General features: G+C 46.3%; 18 protein-coding genes. 17 read left to right on the top strand and 1 reads right to left on the bottom strand.

The window, feature by feature from the left end:
- Window positions 1–3 precede the first annotated feature (3 nt).
- The 12 genes from FCL46_RS01455 to FCL46_RS01400 all read left to right on the top strand — a co-directional run bounded on the left by FCL46_RS01455 (window position 4) and on the right by FCL46_RS01400 (window position 11,078).
- Window positions 4–207, top strand: a complete 204-nt coding sequence (locus FCL46_RS01455) for a hypothetical protein (protein ID WP_136809734.1) — start codon at window positions 4–6, stop codon at window positions 205–207.
- Window positions 197–1,249 carry a selenide, water dikinase SelD gene (gene selD, locus FCL46_RS01450; RefSeq protein ID WP_136809735.1) on the top strand — a complete coding sequence of 351 codons (1,053 nt, stop codon included), beginning with the start codon at window positions 197–199 and terminating at the stop codon, window positions 1,247–1,249. Before FCL46_RS01455 ends, selD begins: the two co-directional genes overlap by 11 nt.
- 108 nt (window positions 1,250–1,357) lie before the next feature.
- Complete coding sequence (yedF, locus tag FCL46_RS01445; RefSeq protein WP_136809736.1) at window positions 1,358–1,966, top strand: sulfurtransferase-like selenium metabolism protein YedF; 609 nt, start codon at window positions 1,358–1,360, stop codon at window positions 1,964–1,966.
- 774 nt (window positions 1,967–2,740) lie between these two features.
- The gene (locus FCL46_RS01440; protein WP_136809737.1) at window positions 2,741–3,217 is read left to right on the top strand and encodes a hypothetical protein; all 477 of its coding nucleotides are present in this window, start codon (window positions 2,741–2,743) and stop codon (window positions 3,215–3,217) included.
- Entirely contained in the window at window positions 3,207–3,713 is a 507-nt protein-coding gene (locus FCL46_RS01435) for a cytochrome c3 family protein (protein WP_136809738.1), read from the top strand. Before FCL46_RS01440 ends, FCL46_RS01435 begins: the two co-directional genes overlap by 11 nt.
- Before the next feature lie 10 nt (window positions 3,714–3,723).
- A complete protein-coding gene (locus FCL46_RS01430; protein WP_167506018.1) occupies window positions 3,724–5,043 on the top strand; it encodes a 4Fe-4S dicluster domain-containing protein in 1,320 nt (439 codons plus the stop codon).
- Window positions 5,040–6,035, top strand: coding sequence for an RnfABCDGE type electron transport complex subunit D (locus tag FCL46_RS01425; RefSeq protein ID WP_136809740.1), 996 nt, complete (start codon window positions 5,040–5,042; stop codon window positions 6,033–6,035). Before FCL46_RS01430 ends, FCL46_RS01425 begins: the two co-directional genes overlap by 4 nt.
- On the top strand, window positions 6,028–6,615 hold the full coding sequence (locus FCL46_RS01420; protein ID WP_136809741.1) for an RnfABCDGE type electron transport complex subunit G: 588 nt from the start codon (window positions 6,028–6,030) through the stop codon (window positions 6,613–6,615). Before FCL46_RS01425 ends, FCL46_RS01420 begins: the two co-directional genes overlap by 8 nt.
- A gap of 14 nt (window positions 6,616–6,629) precedes the next feature.
- The gene (gene rsxE, locus FCL46_RS01415; RefSeq protein WP_136809742.1) at window positions 6,630–7,247 is read left to right on the top strand and encodes an electron transport complex subunit RsxE; all 618 of its coding nucleotides are present in this window, start codon (window positions 6,630–6,632) and stop codon (window positions 7,245–7,247) included.
- An 11-nt stretch (window positions 7,248–7,258) separates the two neighbouring features.
- Window positions 7,259–7,834, top strand: a complete 576-nt coding sequence (locus tag FCL46_RS01410; RefSeq protein ID WP_136809743.1) for an electron transport complex protein RnfA — start codon at window positions 7,259–7,261, stop codon at window positions 7,832–7,834.
- Between the two features lie 126 nt (window positions 7,835–7,960).
- Entirely contained in the window at window positions 7,961–10,093 is a 2,133-nt protein-coding gene (locus FCL46_RS01405; protein ID WP_136809744.1) for an FAD-dependent oxidoreductase, read from the top strand.
- 691 nt (window positions 10,094–10,784) lie between these two features.
- On the top strand, window positions 10,785–11,078 hold the full coding sequence (locus FCL46_RS01400; RefSeq protein WP_136809745.1) for a DUF6172 family protein: 294 nt from the start codon (window positions 10,785–10,787) through the stop codon (window positions 11,076–11,078).
- 265 nt (window positions 11,079–11,343) lie between these two features.
- Here FCL46_RS01400 and FCL46_RS01395 read toward each other — a convergent pair whose 3' ends face one another.
- Window positions 11,344–12,285, bottom strand: coding sequence for an Lcl C-terminal domain-containing protein (locus tag FCL46_RS01395; RefSeq protein WP_136809746.1), 942 nt, complete (start codon window positions 12,283–12,285; stop codon window positions 11,344–11,346).
- Between the two features lie 158 nt (window positions 12,286–12,443).
- Between FCL46_RS01395 and glgX the strand changes: the two genes are divergently transcribed.
- From glgX to FCL46_RS01370, 5 genes are all read left to right on the top strand, one after another.
- Window positions 12,444–14,546: a glycogen debranching protein GlgX gene (glgX, locus tag FCL46_RS01390; RefSeq protein WP_136809747.1), complete on the top strand. Its 2,103-nt coding sequence runs from the start codon at window positions 12,444–12,446 to the stop codon at window positions 14,544–14,546.
- Between the two features lie 276 nt (window positions 14,547–14,822).
- Entirely contained in the window at window positions 14,823–15,446 is a 624-nt protein-coding gene (locus FCL46_RS01385) for a GDSL-type esterase/lipase family protein (protein ID WP_228723400.1), read from the top strand.
- Window positions 15,447–15,490: 44 nt separating this feature from the next.
- A complete protein-coding gene (locus FCL46_RS01380) occupies window positions 15,491–16,285 on the top strand; it encodes a DNA-binding protein (RefSeq protein ID WP_136809749.1) in 795 nt (264 codons plus the stop codon).
- A 15-nt stretch (window positions 16,286–16,300) separates the two neighbouring features.
- Complete coding sequence (locus tag FCL46_RS01375; RefSeq protein ID WP_136809750.1) at window positions 16,301–17,233, top strand: ketopantoate reductase family protein; 933 nt, start codon at window positions 16,301–16,303, stop codon at window positions 17,231–17,233.
- 10 nt (window positions 17,234–17,243) lie between these two features.
- Window positions 17,244–17,840, top strand: coding sequence for a 5' nucleotidase, NT5C type (locus tag FCL46_RS01370; protein WP_136809751.1), 597 nt, complete (start codon window positions 17,244–17,246; stop codon window positions 17,838–17,840).
- Window positions 17,841–17,842 lie beyond the last annotated feature (2 nt).

Here is a 17,842-nt window from a genome sequence, read left to right as displayed (position 1 = left end):
AGAATGAAACTCTATTTCACCTGTCCCAAGAGACAAAAGGTATTCGGCACATCCGATTATTACCTTCGCGACAGCTATCACATAAATGTTTCCGATACTGGCGAGAAAAAACTGATCGGACAGGTGTCCCTGAAATCAGCATGTCCTTTATGCGGTGAATTCCACACCTACAACGCTGAAGAGGTTAACTGTTCATATGGACAATAAAAAAGACAGAGTTCGACTTACACAATGCGTCAAAGGTGGCGGATGAGCATCTAAACTTGCTCCAGCGGATCTGGAGCGTGCATTGACCCATTTATCATTCCCGGTAGACAGTAATGTTCTGGTAGGAACAGCAACAGCCGATGATGCCGGAATATATAAAATATCTGACGATCTGGCGTTGATCCAGACGCTTGATTTCTTCCCCCCTATGGTTGATGACCCATATCAGTTTGGCCGCATTGCAGCAGCTAACAGCCTCTCTGATGTCTGGGCCATGGGTGGCACGCCGAAAACGGCGATGAATATTGTAGCCTACCCCATGAACATTCTTGGACCTGAGCCTTTGAGAGAAATGCTTGCAGGAGGTGCTGATACCTTAAGGGATGCTGAAACAGTGCTTCTCGGCGGACACTCCATTGAAGATGATGAACTAAAATATGGACTGTCGGTTACCGGATTTATTCATCCCGATCGCATTCTGAAGAACCAGGGACTGCGGGACGGAGATTGCCTGATTCTTACAAAGCCACTCGGCACCGGCATAATCAATACTGCTATAAAAGGCGGACTTGCATCTACTCAGACTATTGCTATTGCAACAGAAAATATGGCCAGACTGAATAAGTCAGCCGCTGAAATCATGCAACATTTCCCTGTCTCGGCATGTACCGATGTCACCGGTTTCGGCTTACTGGGACATCTGGCAGAAATGATAGCAGGAGTGGATATTGGCGTTACCATTGAGGCCGAAAAAATACCCATACTTGAAATGGCCTATGAATTTGCGGCAATGGGTTTAGTACCGGTTGGTGCGTATAAAAACAGAGACCACCGAACCTCGATGATTTCAATGGATGCTGAATTTGACCCGGTATTGCGAGATATTCTCTTCGACCCTCAAACTTCAGGGGGACTACTTATCGGTTGTCCTGAAAAAGCGAGTAAACACATTGTGCGGCAAATGACAGATCACGGTATTGAGGGAGCTACTATTATAGGATACGTAACTGACAAAACGGACAATATGATAATTCTCAAATAGTTTTCATCCTAAAACTCATTTTTTGGCTCAAGTTCGAGGCGTATACGCAACGTTGAAATTAGGGCCAAAAGTAGTTTTAGAAGGGAAACACATATTAAGGACAAAATAATGGCAAAAATAATAGATGCGTGTGGTTTGACCTGCCCAGCACCAGTTCTGCTGGTTAAAGACTGTGTAGAAAAGGAACAATTGAGTCAATTAACAGTGGTTGTCGATAATGACGCCTCCAGAGAAAATGTAACCCGTTTTCTCAACTCAAGAGGCTATTCGGTAACCCCGAATGAAATTGCGGGAAATTTCGAACTTAAAGCAAGTCGTGATGATGAGTTTGAAACCGAACAGCTTGAGGAAAATACCGCGCATGCAGATAAAGACTCCCAGAAGCATGTTGTAATGATAATGACAGACCGTATGGGACGCGGAGATGACGAACTCGGTAAAAAATTACTGATCAATTATATCAAAACACTCAAAGAGATGGGACCTGACCTCTGGCAGATAATTTTTGTGAACAGCGGAGTGAAACTTACAGTGAAATCATCTCCCGTTATTGAAAATTTACAAGACTACCAGACTTCCGGAGTTTCGATTCTGGCTTGTGGAACCTGTCTGGAACATTTTAATCTGCTCACCGAGAAAGCTGTAGGTGATACAACCAACATGTTGGATATCGTAACCGCAACGCAACTGGCTGACAAAGTGATTACAATAAGTTAAGATTTCGTGCTTATACACACGCAACAATTACGAATCTCAGCGCACACCTGACACCCGCGTGGTGTCCGGCCTAGAAAATATACCATTAAGGGAATCTCCTCGTTATCGATTGCTCGGAGGTTCTCTGTAATGAAAAATATGTAGAGAAATACTAGCCGGAATTTCTCATCCAATTGTTTTCATTTTCCTGAGTAGCGTATACACCCTGAGCCCAAAGCAACACCACCTCAAGATAACCACACCTTATCAGCGTTTTACCATGTATATGTGTATAACAGAACCACGATAGAGATGAAAATACCTTGAGTCGACTCAACCTGTTCACCTTTCACTGGAATTCTATATCATCGTCTATACCGGCTTCTATTAATATTTGTGCAAACTTCGGAAAAAGAAGATTTTATCGCTACAATGTAGTATAAAACTCAATATACATATCTTTTTTTTAGTCAAACATAAACACCATGTGACTTATGGGAATATGCAAAAAAAAGATTAGACAAAAAGTATAGTATTTTTGAGACGCTTGAGTGGTGTAACCCGTAAGAGCAATTACCAGGAAAAAAAAAGAGTTGCTTAGATGTCATTGAATGGCTAATATCAAGCCCCCACAGAAGAATCAAGACAATTACCGCCTTGATTTTACATATTTTTTTCACATTGCTGCTTAACTATTAGATTTTATATCAATTCGTTGTCACCTAGCTCTTGCGTTTTTAGTTACCGGAATTATCCAACCACTATTACAAAAGCAGTGCATCTACGGAGTTCTTGATGAAAAACAAAGGTACAGATCCGCCCGCTCGTTGGGAAGAAGAAGTTTGGGACACCCAACCATTAATGGAACGCTCGAAAATCAAGCAGAATACTTACCTCAACTGCTGGTGCCCCCATTGTGAAGCCAGCCTCAATGATGGTGATAAAGCGGTATTCGAGATCGTCAACAATCAGGGACAGGTCGGAACCAGCAAGGTGTCGCCATATCTCAACGTTCTGGATCGGGAAAGTTCTATTCACGTTGAAGATGATGAGGAATTGGCCGATGTCAAATGTCCACATTGCCATACCTCGCTGATCCAACCGGACCAACTCTGCAAAGAAGACGGCTGTAAACTCATGGCGTTTCAAGTCTCAGTCTCTAATTCTATAAAATTAAAACTCACCGTCTGCATTCGTCGTTCATGCCGCTGGTACATGATGAGTGAAGAAGATAACGAACGACTCATATTAAGGGATAGTCATGAGTGGTAATATTCGGGATCGCAGAAACTGGACCCGGTCACTGACGATTACATTAATCGTCGCTGTAGCTGCGGCCGTTATTGGCTGCATGGTCGATGCAGGTGCTAAAAAAACCGATCGACTCTATTTTACGAATACGGCTGGAGCCGTGCTCTTTGATCACGGAGCGCATCAGGATTCTGCAGAATCATGTGTCACCTGTCATCACAACATTCAAGCTGAAGAAGAAGCTGCCTCATGTCGGGAATGTCATCAGACAGTTCAACCAAGCGAAACGAATACACTTGCGTGTATTGAATGTCACGATGACGACTACACACCTGATATGATGGAACATGAAGAATATCTGGAGATCGAAGATCATAGCTGCCTAAGTTGTCATGCTCCAAGATCTATTTCCAGCGCCTACCATAAGAATTGCTCAGATTGCCACCTGGAAAATTCTCCGGAAAAATTCACCAAAGCCAACGGCGAGTTGCTATGCGGAGCTTGCCACTTACGATGAGAATGTTGTCATGCAAGGATTGTTGAAGCTGTTCAAGAAAAAGCCGATTCTGCCAAGCGTATCGGACCATGATCCTGTTATCCGCCAGGTCGAAGACCCCGATCACGTCGTGATTCCTCTGGATTACCCCGGTCGTGTGCGGTATCTCCCGACTGTGGAAGCTGGCGAGAAGGTTCGCAAGGGTCAGGTCATCGGTAAGTCACGACTCGGCAACTGTACGTTTGCCACTATCAGTGGCACCGTCAAGGAAATCACCACCACCTGGACTTCCCAGAGCGTCCATTCACCTGCCATAGTTATAGAAAACAATGGCGGTCAAGCGATGAGTGCTGAGGAAATTTTCGACGGTCCGGTACGTGCCGATAATAAGGAAGCGGTAATCGCCAGGATGCGTGCAGCCGGAGTAAACCCGCCCTGGACGTTTTCCGGCCGTGATTATACAGATGGTGAAATAGAGGATCTTCCTTCTATACAATCGGTCATTATCACCGGCATCAGGCAGGAAACCACAGTACTCACCTCCCTGTTACTCCTCCAGCAACACGCTGACAAAGTAGCCGATGGTCTTAAACGGATTAGCACACTTCTCCCGGATGCCCGCGTCTGGCTCACGTTACCGGAAGATCTTCGGTCATGGGCTGACCCCATATTCTCACAATTGGCTGAACTGGTTTATCTGCCGAAAAACTATTCCGCCCGCATTGAGCGTGAGGTTGTTACACGTCTGGTCGGACATCGTATCCCAAGCCGGGAGAGCTATCGTTCTCATGGTATCGCGGTTATGGATGTAGAATATGTACTGGCTACAGTGGATGCACTTGACGGAGTCAGCCCATTTATGCAGAAGTGCATAACCATAAGCGGCTCAGGTATAGACAAAGCGATAACCGTTCGCTTCCCAATGGGCAGTTCTCTCAGACATATACTTGCCAGTCAGGGCCTGAATATTTCAGACTATACACGACCTGTTGTCGGTGGCCCGATGATGGGCTTCGCTCAATATTCAGATCTGACTCCCATTACTTATAATAACGGCATCTTTCTTATTGCAGAAGACATCACACCCTTTGATGCTATCGCACCGTGCATCTTCTGCGGTCGTTGCACCAGGGTATGTCCTGTTAATATTCAGGTGCATATGGTCAATCGCATGATCGAATTCGGCAAAATCGATGCTACCAAAGGGTTACACCCCGAAGCGTGTCACGAATGCGGCTTATGTGCCCATGTTTGTCCGGCGGAACGACCTATCGTTCAACTCCTTCATTTCTGCAATCATGAAATGTCTCACGGTGAGCGTTTCAACTGGACCGACGGAGGTAAGCCATGAAAGAGCTCAAAGTAGTCCAACCACCGACACCTGCAACCAAACCCATGCTCGACGTAGCCGTCGGCCCCCATTGGCGGCATGGAAAAGGATTAGCGCAAATACACCAGCGTTGGGTAATCGCACTGGTTCCCGCTATGCTGGCAAGCTTCTATTTTTTCGGCCCTGCCTCGCTCCGTATCTTCGGCATGTGTGTGGTCTTTGCTATTTGCCTCGATTTTCTGTCAGAAAAACTCGCTCCCTCACGGGATCTCACCTCTAACTGGAGCAGCGTTGTTCTGGCCTTACTGCTGGCCTTTATGTTACCGCTCAATGCTCCCTGGTGGCTCATCCTGGTAGGATGTTTTTTCATGGTAATAGTTGGCAAGAAAATGTTCGGCGGAGTTGGAGCGCACCCTGCTCATCCGGCTGTTCTCAGCCTTGCAATCCTGCATCTTTCATGGCCGGGACGCATGGATAACACTGACGCCCTGAAACATCTAGACTGGTCAGCTTCGCTTATCGAACCACTGCGACTCTTAAAAACGCTCGGCACTTCTGCAGAATCTCAATACCAGTTGACGGACCTTTTACTCGGTCGTCAGGTTGCAGGAACTGCTGAAGGCATGGTGATTTTCATACTCATTGGTGGAATATTTCTGCTGGCGATGCGTGAAATTCAATGGCAGCTCCCGCTTGGGTTTATAGTAGGACTTCTAGGCACCGCTACCGCACTGCACATGTCCAACCCTGAAGTTTTTGCGACACCCATGTTTTACCTCTTAAGCGGAGGGACTGTATTTATGGGTTTCTTCCTGATTACCGATCATACCACTTCACCGGTGAACAGAGTCCCCATGTTTCTCTGCGGAATTCTTGCCGGTGTCCTGCTCATCCTCATCAGGGGATATTCGAAACATATTGATGGCATCGTCTATGCCGTCCTTCTGGTCAATCTCTGCTCACCGCTCATGGACATGATCAAGTCTAAAGTTAAGGGAGGTGGAAATGAATGAGATAATTCGCATGGTAGTGATACTTTCGCTGATCGCAGGCTTCTCTGCGGCGGCACTCACTGCAGCCAACATCCAGCTGGGACCGAGAGTTGAAGCTCAAACAGACCTTTACGTTCGCGGCCCCGGCCTGGAACGGCTTTTCAATAAGCCTGCCAAAGAAGTGCTTGGTAACAAGGTCGTCGTCAATGTGGAAGGAGTTGCTGTCCCGGTTTTTTATACCGTCGAAGACAAAGGTGTCTCTGCTCTTGCCATTGAGGCAATCGGCAAAGGCGGATTTGGTGGTGACCTGAAGCTTATGGTCGGTATAGACCTTATCAACGAGCGCCAGACGGGTATCGAAGTAGTAAGTCACAGTGAAACTCCCGGCCTGGGTGCACGTATAATTGAAATCGCCTTCCGCCGTCAATGGCAGGGATTACCTATAGATACTCCTGTAGCACTCAGCGCTGATGGCGGCACAATCGATGCTATCAGTGGGGCTTCTACAACCTCAAGAGCCGCTGTTAACGGTACCAACGATGCACTTGATTTTGTGCGTGAGAACAAAGCTGAAATTCTCAAACTAATCTCAGCGCGTTAAAAGGACTCATACCAATGAAACAGAAATTTACAGCAACATTGACTGCCGGACTGTGGAAACGCATCCCGCCGTTCCGTCTGGTTCTCGGTTTATGCCCATCGCTTGCGGTGACCATGTCTGCCGAAAACGGACTTGGCATGGGTCTGGCCACAGCGTTTGTATTGATCCTCTCCAACGGTGCTATTTCCAGTTTAAGAAATGTTATTCCCGCCAAGGTACGCATCGCTTCATACATCGTTATCATTGCTACCCTGGTTTCCATTGTCGAGATTCTCATGAAAGCATACTTTTTCCCGCTTTCTGTACAGCTCGGCATTTATATTCCTCTCATCGTGGTCAACTGTATCGTACTCGGTCGGGCGGAAGGTTTCGCATCCAAGAATCCCCCGTTCATTTCAATGGTAGATGGATTGAGCGTCGGTACCGGCTACGCCATATCTCTTACTCTTATCGGCTCAGTTCGTGAAATATTAGGGGCAGGATCATGGTTTGGAATACCGGTTTTAGGGGAATCATTTGAACCGATGGCTTTCCTCGTCTCTGCACCGGGAGCGTTTATGACTATCGGCACCCTGGTTGCTCTCCAGAATCTCTTCTCCCGCTGGCGCGGTGAGAAATTTATACAGGGTTAAAGGAAAATCTCATGGATCTTTTCTATCTGGCTATCTCAGCTACCTTCGTCAACAACATTCTGCTCGCCCAGTATCTTGGAAATTGCCCGTTTCTTGGAGTATCAAAGAAGCTGGAAACTGCCTTCGGTATGGCCGCAGCAGTTGTATTCGTTACCTTACTTGCCGGTACGTTCACCTGGTCTGTATCCACCTATGTGCTACGGCCATATGACCTTGAATTTCTTCAGACGCTGACCTTTATCCTGATCATTGCTTCTCTTGTTCAGCTGGTGGAAATCATCCTGAAGAAACAGAGTAAGACTCTCTATAACGCGCTTGGTGTGTATCTCCCTTTGATCACAACCAACTGTGCAGTTATGGGTGTTGCCCTGCTTATCGCTAAAAAAGAATTGGCTTTTACTGAAATGCTGGTCTTCTCAGGAACAAGCGCAGTTGGTTATGGTTTGGCCTTAGTCCTCTTCGCCGGTATTCGTGAGCGACTTCAGATCTCGGCAGTACCCCAAAGTATGCAGGGCACTGCCGTAGCACTGGTAACCGCCGGCATCATGGCACTGGCATTTATGGGCTTCCAGGGAATGGCTGCTTAGTTCCCATATGAAAACTGTTATTTTGCACGATATTATTGGTACTCAGAATTTTCTGAATATGCCTGAGTCTCGAACAAAATTCCTGTTTTTCAAACGGAAACCAAATAGGAAATAAGGAGAATTATTGTGATTGCACCGATACTCCTGCTCGTCGGAATTGCCTTTGTGGCGGCTATTATTCTGGGCATAGCAGCAAGAGTTTTTTACGTAAAAGAAGATCCACGCATCGAGGCTATAACAAACCTGCTCCCCGGCGCCAACTGTGGCGGATGTGGACAGGCAGGTTGCAGTTCTGCAGCCGAGGCTATGGTCAAGGGAGAGATCCCGGTAAATTCATGTGTGGTAGGCGGCAATGAAGCCGCTGAAGAGATCGGAACCTTCCTTGGCTATGACGTGACTGGCTCAGAGCCGGCGCTTGCCTGCGCTACCTGTGAAGGCGGTTACCGTGCCGCACGTAAGTATAACTACTCAGGCCTGCAGGATTGCCGTGCTGCTCTACAGCTCTATCATGGGTTTATACGCTGCGAAAACGGCTGCCTTGGTATGGGGTCATGTAAGAATGCCTGCAAATTCGGCGCGATTCAAATGAACCCTGAAAGTGGTCTGCCTATATTCGATGCGGATCGCTGTGTAGGTTGCGGTAGTTGCGTTGCTACCTGCCCCAAAGGGATCATCTCCCTGGTCGGAGAGACAACAAAGATTCTGCACTGGAACCAGTACACCAATTGCCTGTCCCCATGTAGACAGCGCTGTCCTGCCCAGATCAATATCCCGAAATACCTGGCCCACGCCCGTAAAGGCGAATATGGTGCGGCCCTGATGACCGTTAAAGCCAACAATCCTTTACCGGTAGCAACCGGGCGTGTATGTCCTGAGTTGTGTGCTGGTGAATGTCGTCGTCAGATTCAGGATGATCCACTTGGCATCAATGCTATCAAACGCTTCGTAGCCGACTGGGAACGTGAAAGTGGTAAGAGACTGCCTGTTCCTGTTGCAGCTGACACGGGTAAGAGAATCGCTATAGTAGGTGGCGGTCCGTCTGGACTTTCGGCGGCATACTACCTGGCACGGCTTGGTCATCAGGTAGAAATATTTGAGATGATGCCAAAACTCGGTGGTATGCCTCTCTACGGTATTCCTGAGTATCGATTATCAGAAGAGCAGTACAAATGGGATATTGACGGAGTTCTCGAACTGGGAGTAAAAGCCCACACTGGCGTTACCCTGGGTAAAGATATCACAATTACATCATTGAAAGCTGTCGGTTTTGATGCTGTATATCTTGCTATCGGTTTATGGCAGGGACGATTGCTGCCGTTTGAGGGGAAAGAACTCAAAGGCATTTACAGCGGCATTGATTACCTGAGACGTTTCCATACTGATGAGGAGAAGGTCACCGGAAAGAGATTTGTCATAATCGGCGCAGGTAACGTTGCAATGGATTGTGCACGTTCTGCACTGAGAGCCGGCGCTTCCAGCGTTCTTCTGATATTCCGATTCTCACGGGAACTGATGGAGGCCAACCCGCATGAAATTACCGATGCGGAAAACGAAGGTGTAGAAATGCGCTGTCTCATTTCCCCGGTGCGATTTGTCGGTGAAGATGGCCAATTGTCAGGAATCGAAGTCGAGCAAGTCACTTTGAAAGAAAATCCTGGTGGAATGCCGGACGTTTCTCCTGTAGAAGGATCAAAGGAAATCATTCCTTGTGATGTCGTTATTCAGGCTGTCGGTCAGGCTGCAGATCTCGATGCCATCGTCGAAGCTGACGGAATTGAAAAAACCCGTTTCAGCACCATTGATGCATCTGAAGAAACTCTGCAAACCAATCTGCCAGGAGTATTCGCCGGTGGAGACTGTTTCACTGGACCTAGACTTCTGGTCGAGGCCGTAGCTGGTGGTCGATTTGCCGCCAGATCTATCCATTATTACGTTACCACAGGTGAAATTCCACCTATCGAAGACAGGCAACGTGAAATGATGGCTCCATCAGTAATAGATTCACTGGTAAACGTTGCCCCGGCCAAAACCAAGGCAATAAAACCAATGATCACAGTACAAGAACGCATGGGTAGCTTTAGAGAAGTTGAAGGCACAATTACCGAACAACAGTGCCTCACCGAAGCGGCCCGCTGCCTGAATTGCGGAATCTACTGTTACGATCAGAACGATCTGCCGTCATCTGAGCTTCGCGTAGCCAAGTCCTGCCCCAACGAACCACATATCGTTGAGAAAGAGAAAGCAGCCTCTGCGAGCTGATAGCAGACCGATTTCGTTGGCACTCCTGCACAGATGCCGCAGTGCCAACGAATTACATCAGGTGCATAGGAGGTTATCCGAGAATAGACATTCCTTCTCAAATTGAGGAATTTCGATAATGACAAGCGAATTTGTATGTTCGATATTTCGAGCATTGTTATTATAAAAACGCCAATAATTTGGGGAAAATAGCATTCCCGGACACCCTCCTAAACACGAAAGGCTCTATGGATTTCTTCCATAGAGCCTTTCGTGTTTAACTCTTCCTCGAAAAAATGATTAGAATTACCTTCAATCTCCATTTGAAGAAACATGATCTGGTAGATAATGTATACGATTTTTCGATGTTTCGTGCGGATTAACATTCACCCTTGTACTCAAGAAACACCACGTTATGATGCAAAGGAAACTACGTAGTATTCCGGCTTATTTGTGCATGTGCTTCCCAACCGTGATCTACTTCACATGAATTCACTATTTATCAGATCAGGGAATGTGAAAAGATGTCTCCAGCCGAACTCCTGCTAAATGGTTCAATAAGCGTTAGTGGAAGACGAACTCATTTAAAAATGGTAAATCCACTCAGCACTTCGAGGAACCAAAATAATTTGGTGAACAACACCTTTAGCGCTATAATTTTATAGCCTCATTCCAATTATCAATTACTACAAATAACACCCCTGGAATCATAATGAAAAAAACCTTTAGTCTGACCCATCCAAAGCTCCCCCTTCCTAGACTTGTTGAAGCCATAAAACATGAAGTGAAAAAGTATATCAAAAGAGAACGCAAAAAGACTCTGCCTGATAAAGTTGATTTTTGGGACTTTGACTGCAAGTTCGGTGCCGATGAAGCAACGAGTAAAGTCATTCATCTCTCCGAAATTAATACATACATTTCTGAGGCCGAGTCAAAACAACTCGACTCCTTCTACTTGGAAATTCTTGTCAAACCGGGATATCGAAGCAAAAAGGCCACTGAATAATTCAGCGGTAATACAAATGTTCGGAATAATCTGGGTTGCTGATCATTCCGTGTAAGAATTACCTCCGAAAGATCAATAGAGACATGGCTATTCTCCAATATTCCGAGATCTACCCTGGAGAATGTCAGTCACGTCATTTACACTTCGATCCCACAAAACAGACACGACATACCCTCTTTACAAAAAAAGGCCCTATGAAAATTCATAGGGCCTCCCTGATAATCGAGGTAAAAATTACACTTTCACATCGCTTTTTTTCAACTACTTATACCACAGACCTCACTAACCGACCAAAGCCACCAGGAATAGTGCCGGAGGACCAGAATGCCCTCCCCTGTTTAAAGTCTACAAACCAATATCCACCGGGCTTGCGCCGTGCCTCGACAAATATAAACGGCTGGTTCTTTGAAAAACATGGATTGAGGTGAATGGTTTTTTCATTGGGCTCATGATTCATAAGCGACATGGCCTCTTCAAGGGTCGGCATTCTCCAATCCTTATACCCGCCGAAACCTTCACTATTTATCTTTTCAATTTCTTTTCTGATATGCCGAATTGAATGGATGTCCAGGCCAGCACGTTGCCACATCAGATTTGTACGTAGATCGACAACAGTGTTTTCATCAGCGCCATTTACCAGACAGTTATCAAAGCGCCCTGTAGGATTATGCTCACTATCGTAAAAGTTCCATTTTTTGATCAGCTCAACAACCTCTTCCTCCTGAATGAAGACCGGTTCTGTCGGCAACCGTAATGCTTTTCCTGAAAAAGCCGAGACTTTCTGATCAGGCAAGGTTGGGCCCATATCTTCAACTTCATCGTCTTCAAAAACCGGAACTACCAGTGTGGAGTTGCCGTCATCAAGAACATTTCTGATTAACCATTCACGGATCTGATCATTGATGGCAAAGCTCTGCTCAAATTTTGCAACATAGCCATGTTCGGCTACGCATTTTTTCATCATGTCCATTGGAGCTTTGATTTCTGCCACAACTTTAGCATGCTTTACCGCACGCTCCATTAGGCAGAGTTTCGGCTGATCACCCCAGTCATCCACGAAGAAGTAATAGACACGCTCATTATTATTTCGGACCCGTTCACGGCCTCCCCAGGATTCAAAGGTTCCGAAGGTTAATTCCGGACTCATCTCCCAGTCGATCGGGCTGATGACCTTATTGCCTACTTTGACTTTGTGAAACATTCCCATATTGACTCCTTCATGCTGAGTGTTGCACCTTCTTAGATTTATCAGTACTGTACACCCTTCTTCCTGACACAAAACTGAGGTATACTAATTCGACGGCATTAGAAAAGTAATCTTCCAATCATCTTTACATTTACTGATTATAATAATCATTACCAAACATGTCCAAAAAAAACTATCCCTGGCCTATTAAAAGAGGCTACCCTCTCCCTTTAGGGGTTACAGTTCTAAATGAAGGTATCAATTTTGCGCTGTTCGCCCGAAATGCATCACAAGTGACATTGGTCATAGATGTTGATCAGGCAGACATCGATGAAAAAGATCGCTACGAAATCGTACTCAGCGCGGATGAACATCGTACTGGTGATATCTGGCATACTCTGCTGGAAACTTCACATTGTGATATCACGTACGGGTATCGTATAGCAGGAGATGACGATATTCCCGGCTCAGTATTTTATCCAGAGAGAATTTTAATAGACCCATACTGCCACGCTCTTTCCGCTAGAAAATGGGGTGATTCTTCACAATATGGAATTGAACCCAGTTGTAGAATAATCACTCACGATTTTGATTGGAACAACGACAAACCGCTGAAAACTCCTCTCGCAGAAACAGTGATTTACGAACTCCATGTTCGGGGATTCACTCAAGCAAATGGATCAACCCCCGAAATCAGCGGTACTTACAACGGTATCATCAAGAAAATACCTTACCTTAAGGAACTCGGCATTTCAGCGGTTGAGCTTATGCCGGTTACAGAATTTGATGAAAATGACAACATTTTTACCGACCCCGTCTCTGGGCAGAAACTTAAGAACTTCTGGGGGTATAATCCTGTCTCATTTTTTGCGTTGAAATCCGGATACGCCTGTAATCCACAAGATCACATCAATGAATTCAAAACCATGGTTCGTGACCTGCATCGGGCCGGTATAGAAGTGATTCTTGACATGGTTTATAACCATACAGGGGAAGGTGATTACCAGGGAAACACAAGTAGCTTCCGAGGAATCGATAACTCCATATATTACCTGCTCGACCCTGAAGAAAAAGAGTATCTAAATTTCTCAGGCTGTGGAAATACACTTAATTGCAACCACCCGGTGGTCCGCTCTCTCATCCGCGACTCACTTCGTTACTGGGTTATGGAGATGCACATTGACGGTTTTCGTTTTGACCTTGCATCAATTCTGGGTCGGGATCAGGAAGGAAACGTTCTTCCAAACCCTCCAATGATTGAAATCATCGCTGAAGATCCTGTCCTGCGTGACACTAAAATAATAGCTGAAGCATGGGATGCCGCAGGGCTCTATCAGGTCGGATCTTTTTCCACAGATGCCCGGTGGGGCGAGTGGAACGGCAGGTTCCGTGATGATATCCGGGCTTTTCAGGCAGGGCATAGCGGAATGATTACCCGCCTGGCCACCAGATTAGCCGGCAGCTCTGATCTCTACCAGGCAAGTTGCCGCAGCCCTCTCAGCTCAATAAATTTTATCACGAGTCACGATGGGTTTACGTTGTATGACCTGGTCAGCTACAACCAGAAACACAATCAAAGTAACGGAGAAAATAACAAGGACGGGGAAAATAATAACATCAGCTGGAATAGCGGCTACGAAGGGACACCTGCAACCGGCAAAATAGAGCAGCTTCGCAAAAAGCGGATCAAATCAATGATGACCATCCTTATGCTCTCTCAGGGAGTCCCAATGATAACTGCCGGTGACGAATTTGGCAGAACCCAGCTGGGCAACAATAATGCATGGTGCCAGGACAACCCGATAAGCTGGATAAACTGGCAACTGCTACACGACAACTATGACCTCCTGCGTTTTTTCAGACTGTGTGCTCAGTTACGCCAAAACCATCCTGTATTTAGAAGAGAGGATTTTTTCCATCCCGTCAACCCGACTGGAGGTGAGACTGCTGAAGAGATACGCTGGCAATATCTGATCCCCGGCCAAGTGGACTGGTCCCGCGAATGCCATGGACTCGGAGTATTGCTCTATGGGGCGCGCAAAGATCACTCGCGCGATGATGATTTTTTCATTATGCTTAACGGCGACAGAGCGCGGATGTTACACTTTACTCCACCACAGGTTCCGCATAACAGAAATAACCGTAAGTGGCATCTTCTGATTGATACTGCTGCAGAGTCTCCGGGTGATATTCAACGTGACTCAGACCCGCTTGACAATGGTACCAGACCGATATCTGTTGCGCCTCTAGGCATAAAAGTGTTGCAGTCACGATCTGCCTAAGACGACAATAAAGTTTTATCAAGCGATAAAACAACCTCGTGCTTTGTGAATATTAAATTATTTACATAATTATTTCGGAACTTTAACGCTCTGCAAGCACGAATAAATGAGCATCCCAGCGTTGTATAACCGAATGAGAAACACAATCAGGGTGCTAAAAGTGGGGGTAAGCGGAACGTCGCCTAAACTCCAGACAATATACACTGTCTAAAGAGTTGCAGCGGACTGGTACGACATTAACATTCGGGTAAAAACCTTTGGCAGGACCTGTTGCCTGTGTTATATGCATTGTATACAATTTCAACCGTTAACGCTGTTATTGCAGCCATACTTTGCGAACCTGATATGTCACTTGCTCCTCCCTCACACACTGGTCACGAATCTCTTTTCCTGATGATTGGAGACTCTATGATCGCCGGCTTTGACTGGCAGAAACGCATTCCCCATTTCACTATAAAGAACTACGGTGTCCCGGGGGCAACAACCAGCGAAATCCTTCGCTCTCTTCCCAGCCTTAAATCTCGTCATAAATCAGCAGAAATTATCCTGCTGATGATAGGTACCAATGATGTTGCCCAGGAAAATTTCGCTTTTACAGAAGACTTACGTAAAATAATTGTCTACCTGGCCAAGGCATATCCTACTGCCGAAATAATGGTTAACAGTCTGCTTCCAATGGAACTGCCGTATCTTGGCAAAGATGCTGTTTCAAGTGTTAACAATCACATACAAACCATTTGCAGGCAAACAGGAAGTTGCTTTATCGATGCCTATGCTCGATTTTTGAATGCGGATACCCGACTGCTCGAAGCTGATGGGGTGCACATCAATAACGCCGGCTATGAACTATGGACACGAACTCTCCTTGAGCACATTGCCTTTCTGGTAGAGAATGATTAACCTGTGCGGCGGTGCTTAAAAATCCATTAATAACAGGAGATACCATGCTGAAAAGAACGTTTTTTCATATAGCTGCAGCTGCTATGCTCACCCTTGCAAGCGGTTCTGCCGACCAACTGAGAGCAGCAGACACTTCCGGAACAGTACTCGAGACAATGAACGCTGCCGGTTACACCTATGCTCATGTTGACAGCGGCACAGGTAAAATCTGGATTGCAGTCCCAAAAACTGAGATTGCTGCCGGAGATAGGATAAGCTACAGCGAAGGAATGGAGATAAAGAATTTTCACTCTAAATCGCTTGATCGTACATTCCCTTCAATTATTTTCTCTTCCGGTATTGTAGATACAGAACTGGTTCCGGTGGCCGTTGCAGAAGCCACACCTGTAGACGCCCCTGCTGATCCGTTTGCCGCTGCGGTTGCCCGCGAACAGCAAACTGCTCCAACTGCTCCTGCCCCTGTAATGGGTGCAACTAGTGGTGGCAGCACAGGTGCCATTGTCCCATTTTCTGAAATCGTCGTAGAGAAAGCACCCGGTGAAAATAGCTACACTGTAGAAGAAATCTTTACCCAGGCAAAAGCTCTCAATGGCAAAACCATCAGAGTGCAGGCCAAGGTAGTCAAGGTCAGTGAGAACATCATGGGTAGAAACTGGATCCACCTCCAGGATGGTACTGGAAACCCGATGAACAATACCCACGACCTCGTGGTCACTACACATGAGCATGCATCAAGTGACACAGTTATTCTGTTTGAAGGCACACTGGCCGCTGATAAAGATTTTGGAGCCGGCTACAAATATGCCGCTATAATCGAAGAAGCCAAAATCATCAAATAACCTGGAGCAACTGAAATGCATTTCGTTCTGGTCGGGCCTGGAGCCCTTGGCTGTCTTCTTGCGTCAATGCTAGTCAGGGCCGATCGGGATGGGAAGCATCGCTTCACTCTCCTGGATCACAATGCTGTACGGGCTCAAAAGCTATCCACTAAAGGCATTGTCTACGAATACAAAGGAATACAGGAACGGGCTGCCGTTCCTGTATCCTCCTCCCCTACCGAAACAGGGCAGGCTGATGTTGTCATACTCTGTGTAAAGTCTTACGATATTAAACGCTGCCTCGGTTTCTGCAGTCCTCTGCTTGGCCCTGAAACACTCGTGCTCTTTATGCAGAACGGTGTTGCTCATCTGGAAGCCGAAACCCTTACCGGAAATGCCACGCCCGCTTTCGGCACAACAACTGAAGGTGCGAATATGACCGGAGCCGGTCAGGTCAAACATGCAGGACGAGGACTTACCCAATTCGGATTCCTTGGCCCAGTCCCGGATTGTGCTGAAAAGAAACTTACCACTGTTACAGAGCTATTTAATGCATCCGGTCTCAAATCAAGAATTTCCAGTGACATTCTCTCCCGTCTCTGGACCAAGCTCATGGTGAATACCGGCATCAATGGCCTTACCGCCACTCTTGACTGTACTAATGGTGAACTATTGACCCTGCCCGGAGTTCAGGAGCGAATGAAAAAGCTGGTCGAAGAAGCCATGCGCGTAGCAAAAGCATGTAATATTCATGTACCTGAAGACTCACTTGAAATAACCCGCGATGTCTGCGAAAAAACCTCTACGAATATTTCATCAATGTTGCAGGATGTGCGCTCAGGCCGCCGCACCGAAATCGATGCGATAAATGGTGCTGTCGTCGCGGCTGCCCAAAAGCTTGGAATTGACACGCCTGAAAACTCGACACTTGTACAACAGGTAAAAGATCTCGAAAAAACCTATTTGTAGGTAGAAACATATGTTTATAAAAAAGTCGCTCGCTATCCACCCTGCTGAAATTGGTTTCGACCTCGATGGAGTTATCGCTGATACTGCCGAGACATTTCTTCGGCTCGCTTGCGAAAAACACGAATATTGCTCCTTTACATTAAACGACATCACCAGTTTTGAGATTGAAAACTGCATCAGCATTCCAACAGATCTGGTTGAACGAATCTTTTTTGATATCATGCAGGATTCTCTCTCAACCGGCCTGCAACCCATCTCGGGAGCAGTTGAAGTCCTTGGGGAACTGGCCTGCCATGCACCAATTACCGTTATCACTGCCCGCCCTTTTGAACAACCTGTGATAGACTGGTTCGATACGTTTTTTCCACCCACTACCCGTGAAGCCATTAAAGTCATAGCCATGGGAGACCATGACGACAAACTTAAGTACATCAGGGAACATGGGATTAAATATTTCGTTGATGATCGTGCAGAAACCTGTAACAAATTGGCAGAAGCCGGGATTACCCCTCTGGTATTCAGTCATCCCTGGAACCATGACAGGCATAATCTTAACTCCGTTCAAAACTGGCAGGAGATTAGAGAGTTGCTCGTTTTCTCATCATAACC

It is taken from the genome of Desulfosediminicola flagellatus (genome assembly GCF_005116655.2).
In the GTDB taxonomy this organism is placed as follows: Bacteria; Desulfobacterota; Desulfobulbia; order Desulfobulbales; family Desulfocapsaceae; genus Desulfopila; species Desulfopila flagellata.
The sequence above is the reverse complement of the archived record's forward strand: the minus strand, read 5'-3'. Positions and strand labels throughout refer to the sequence as shown.

Coding starts and splice junctions, on each gene's coding strand:
- FCL46_RS01455 (WP_136809734.1), top strand. CDS start 4: ATGAAACTCTATTTCACCTGTCCCAAGAGACAAAAGGTATTCGGCACA.
- yedF (WP_136809736.1), top strand. CDS start 1,358: ATGGCAAAAATAATAGATGCGTGTGGTTTGACCTGCCCAGCACCAGTT.
- FCL46_RS01440 (WP_136809737.1), top strand. CDS start 2,741: ATGAAAAACAAAGGTACAGATCCGCCCGCTCGTTGGGAAGAAGAAGTT.
- FCL46_RS01435 (WP_136809738.1), top strand. CDS start 3,207: ATGAGTGGTAATATTCGGGATCGCAGAAACTGGACCCGGTCACTGACG.
- FCL46_RS01430 (WP_167506018.1), top strand. CDS start 3,724: ATGCAAGGATTGTTGAAGCTGTTCAAGAAAAAGCCGATTCTGCCAAGC.
- FCL46_RS01425 (WP_136809740.1), top strand. CDS start 5,040: ATGAAAGAGCTCAAAGTAGTCCAACCACCGACACCTGCAACCAAACCC.
- FCL46_RS01420 (WP_136809741.1), top strand. CDS start 6,028: ATGAATGAGATAATTCGCATGGTAGTGATACTTTCGCTGATCGCAGGC.
- rsxE (WP_136809742.1), top strand. CDS start 6,630: ATGAAACAGAAATTTACAGCAACATTGACTGCCGGACTGTGGAAACGC.
- FCL46_RS01410 (WP_136809743.1), top strand. CDS start 7,259: ATGGATCTTTTCTATCTGGCTATCTCAGCTACCTTCGTCAACAACATT.
- FCL46_RS01400 (WP_136809745.1), top strand. CDS start 10,785: ATGAAAAAAACCTTTAGTCTGACCCATCCAAAGCTCCCCCTTCCTAGA.
- FCL46_RS01395 (WP_136809746.1), bottom strand. CDS start 12,285: ATGGGAATGTTTCACAAAGTCAAAGTAGGCAATAAGGTCATCAGCCCG.
- glgX (WP_136809747.1), top strand. CDS start 12,444: ATGTCCAAAAAAAACTATCCCTGGCCTATTAAAAGAGGCTACCCTCTC.
- FCL46_RS01380 (WP_136809749.1), top strand. CDS start 15,491: ATGCTGAAAAGAACGTTTTTTCATATAGCTGCAGCTGCTATGCTCACC.
- FCL46_RS01375 (WP_136809750.1), top strand. CDS start 16,301: ATGCATTTCGTTCTGGTCGGGCCTGGAGCCCTTGGCTGTCTTCTTGCG.
- FCL46_RS01370 (WP_136809751.1), top strand. CDS start 17,244: ATGTTTATAAAAAAGTCGCTCGCTATCCACCCTGCTGAAATTGGTTTC.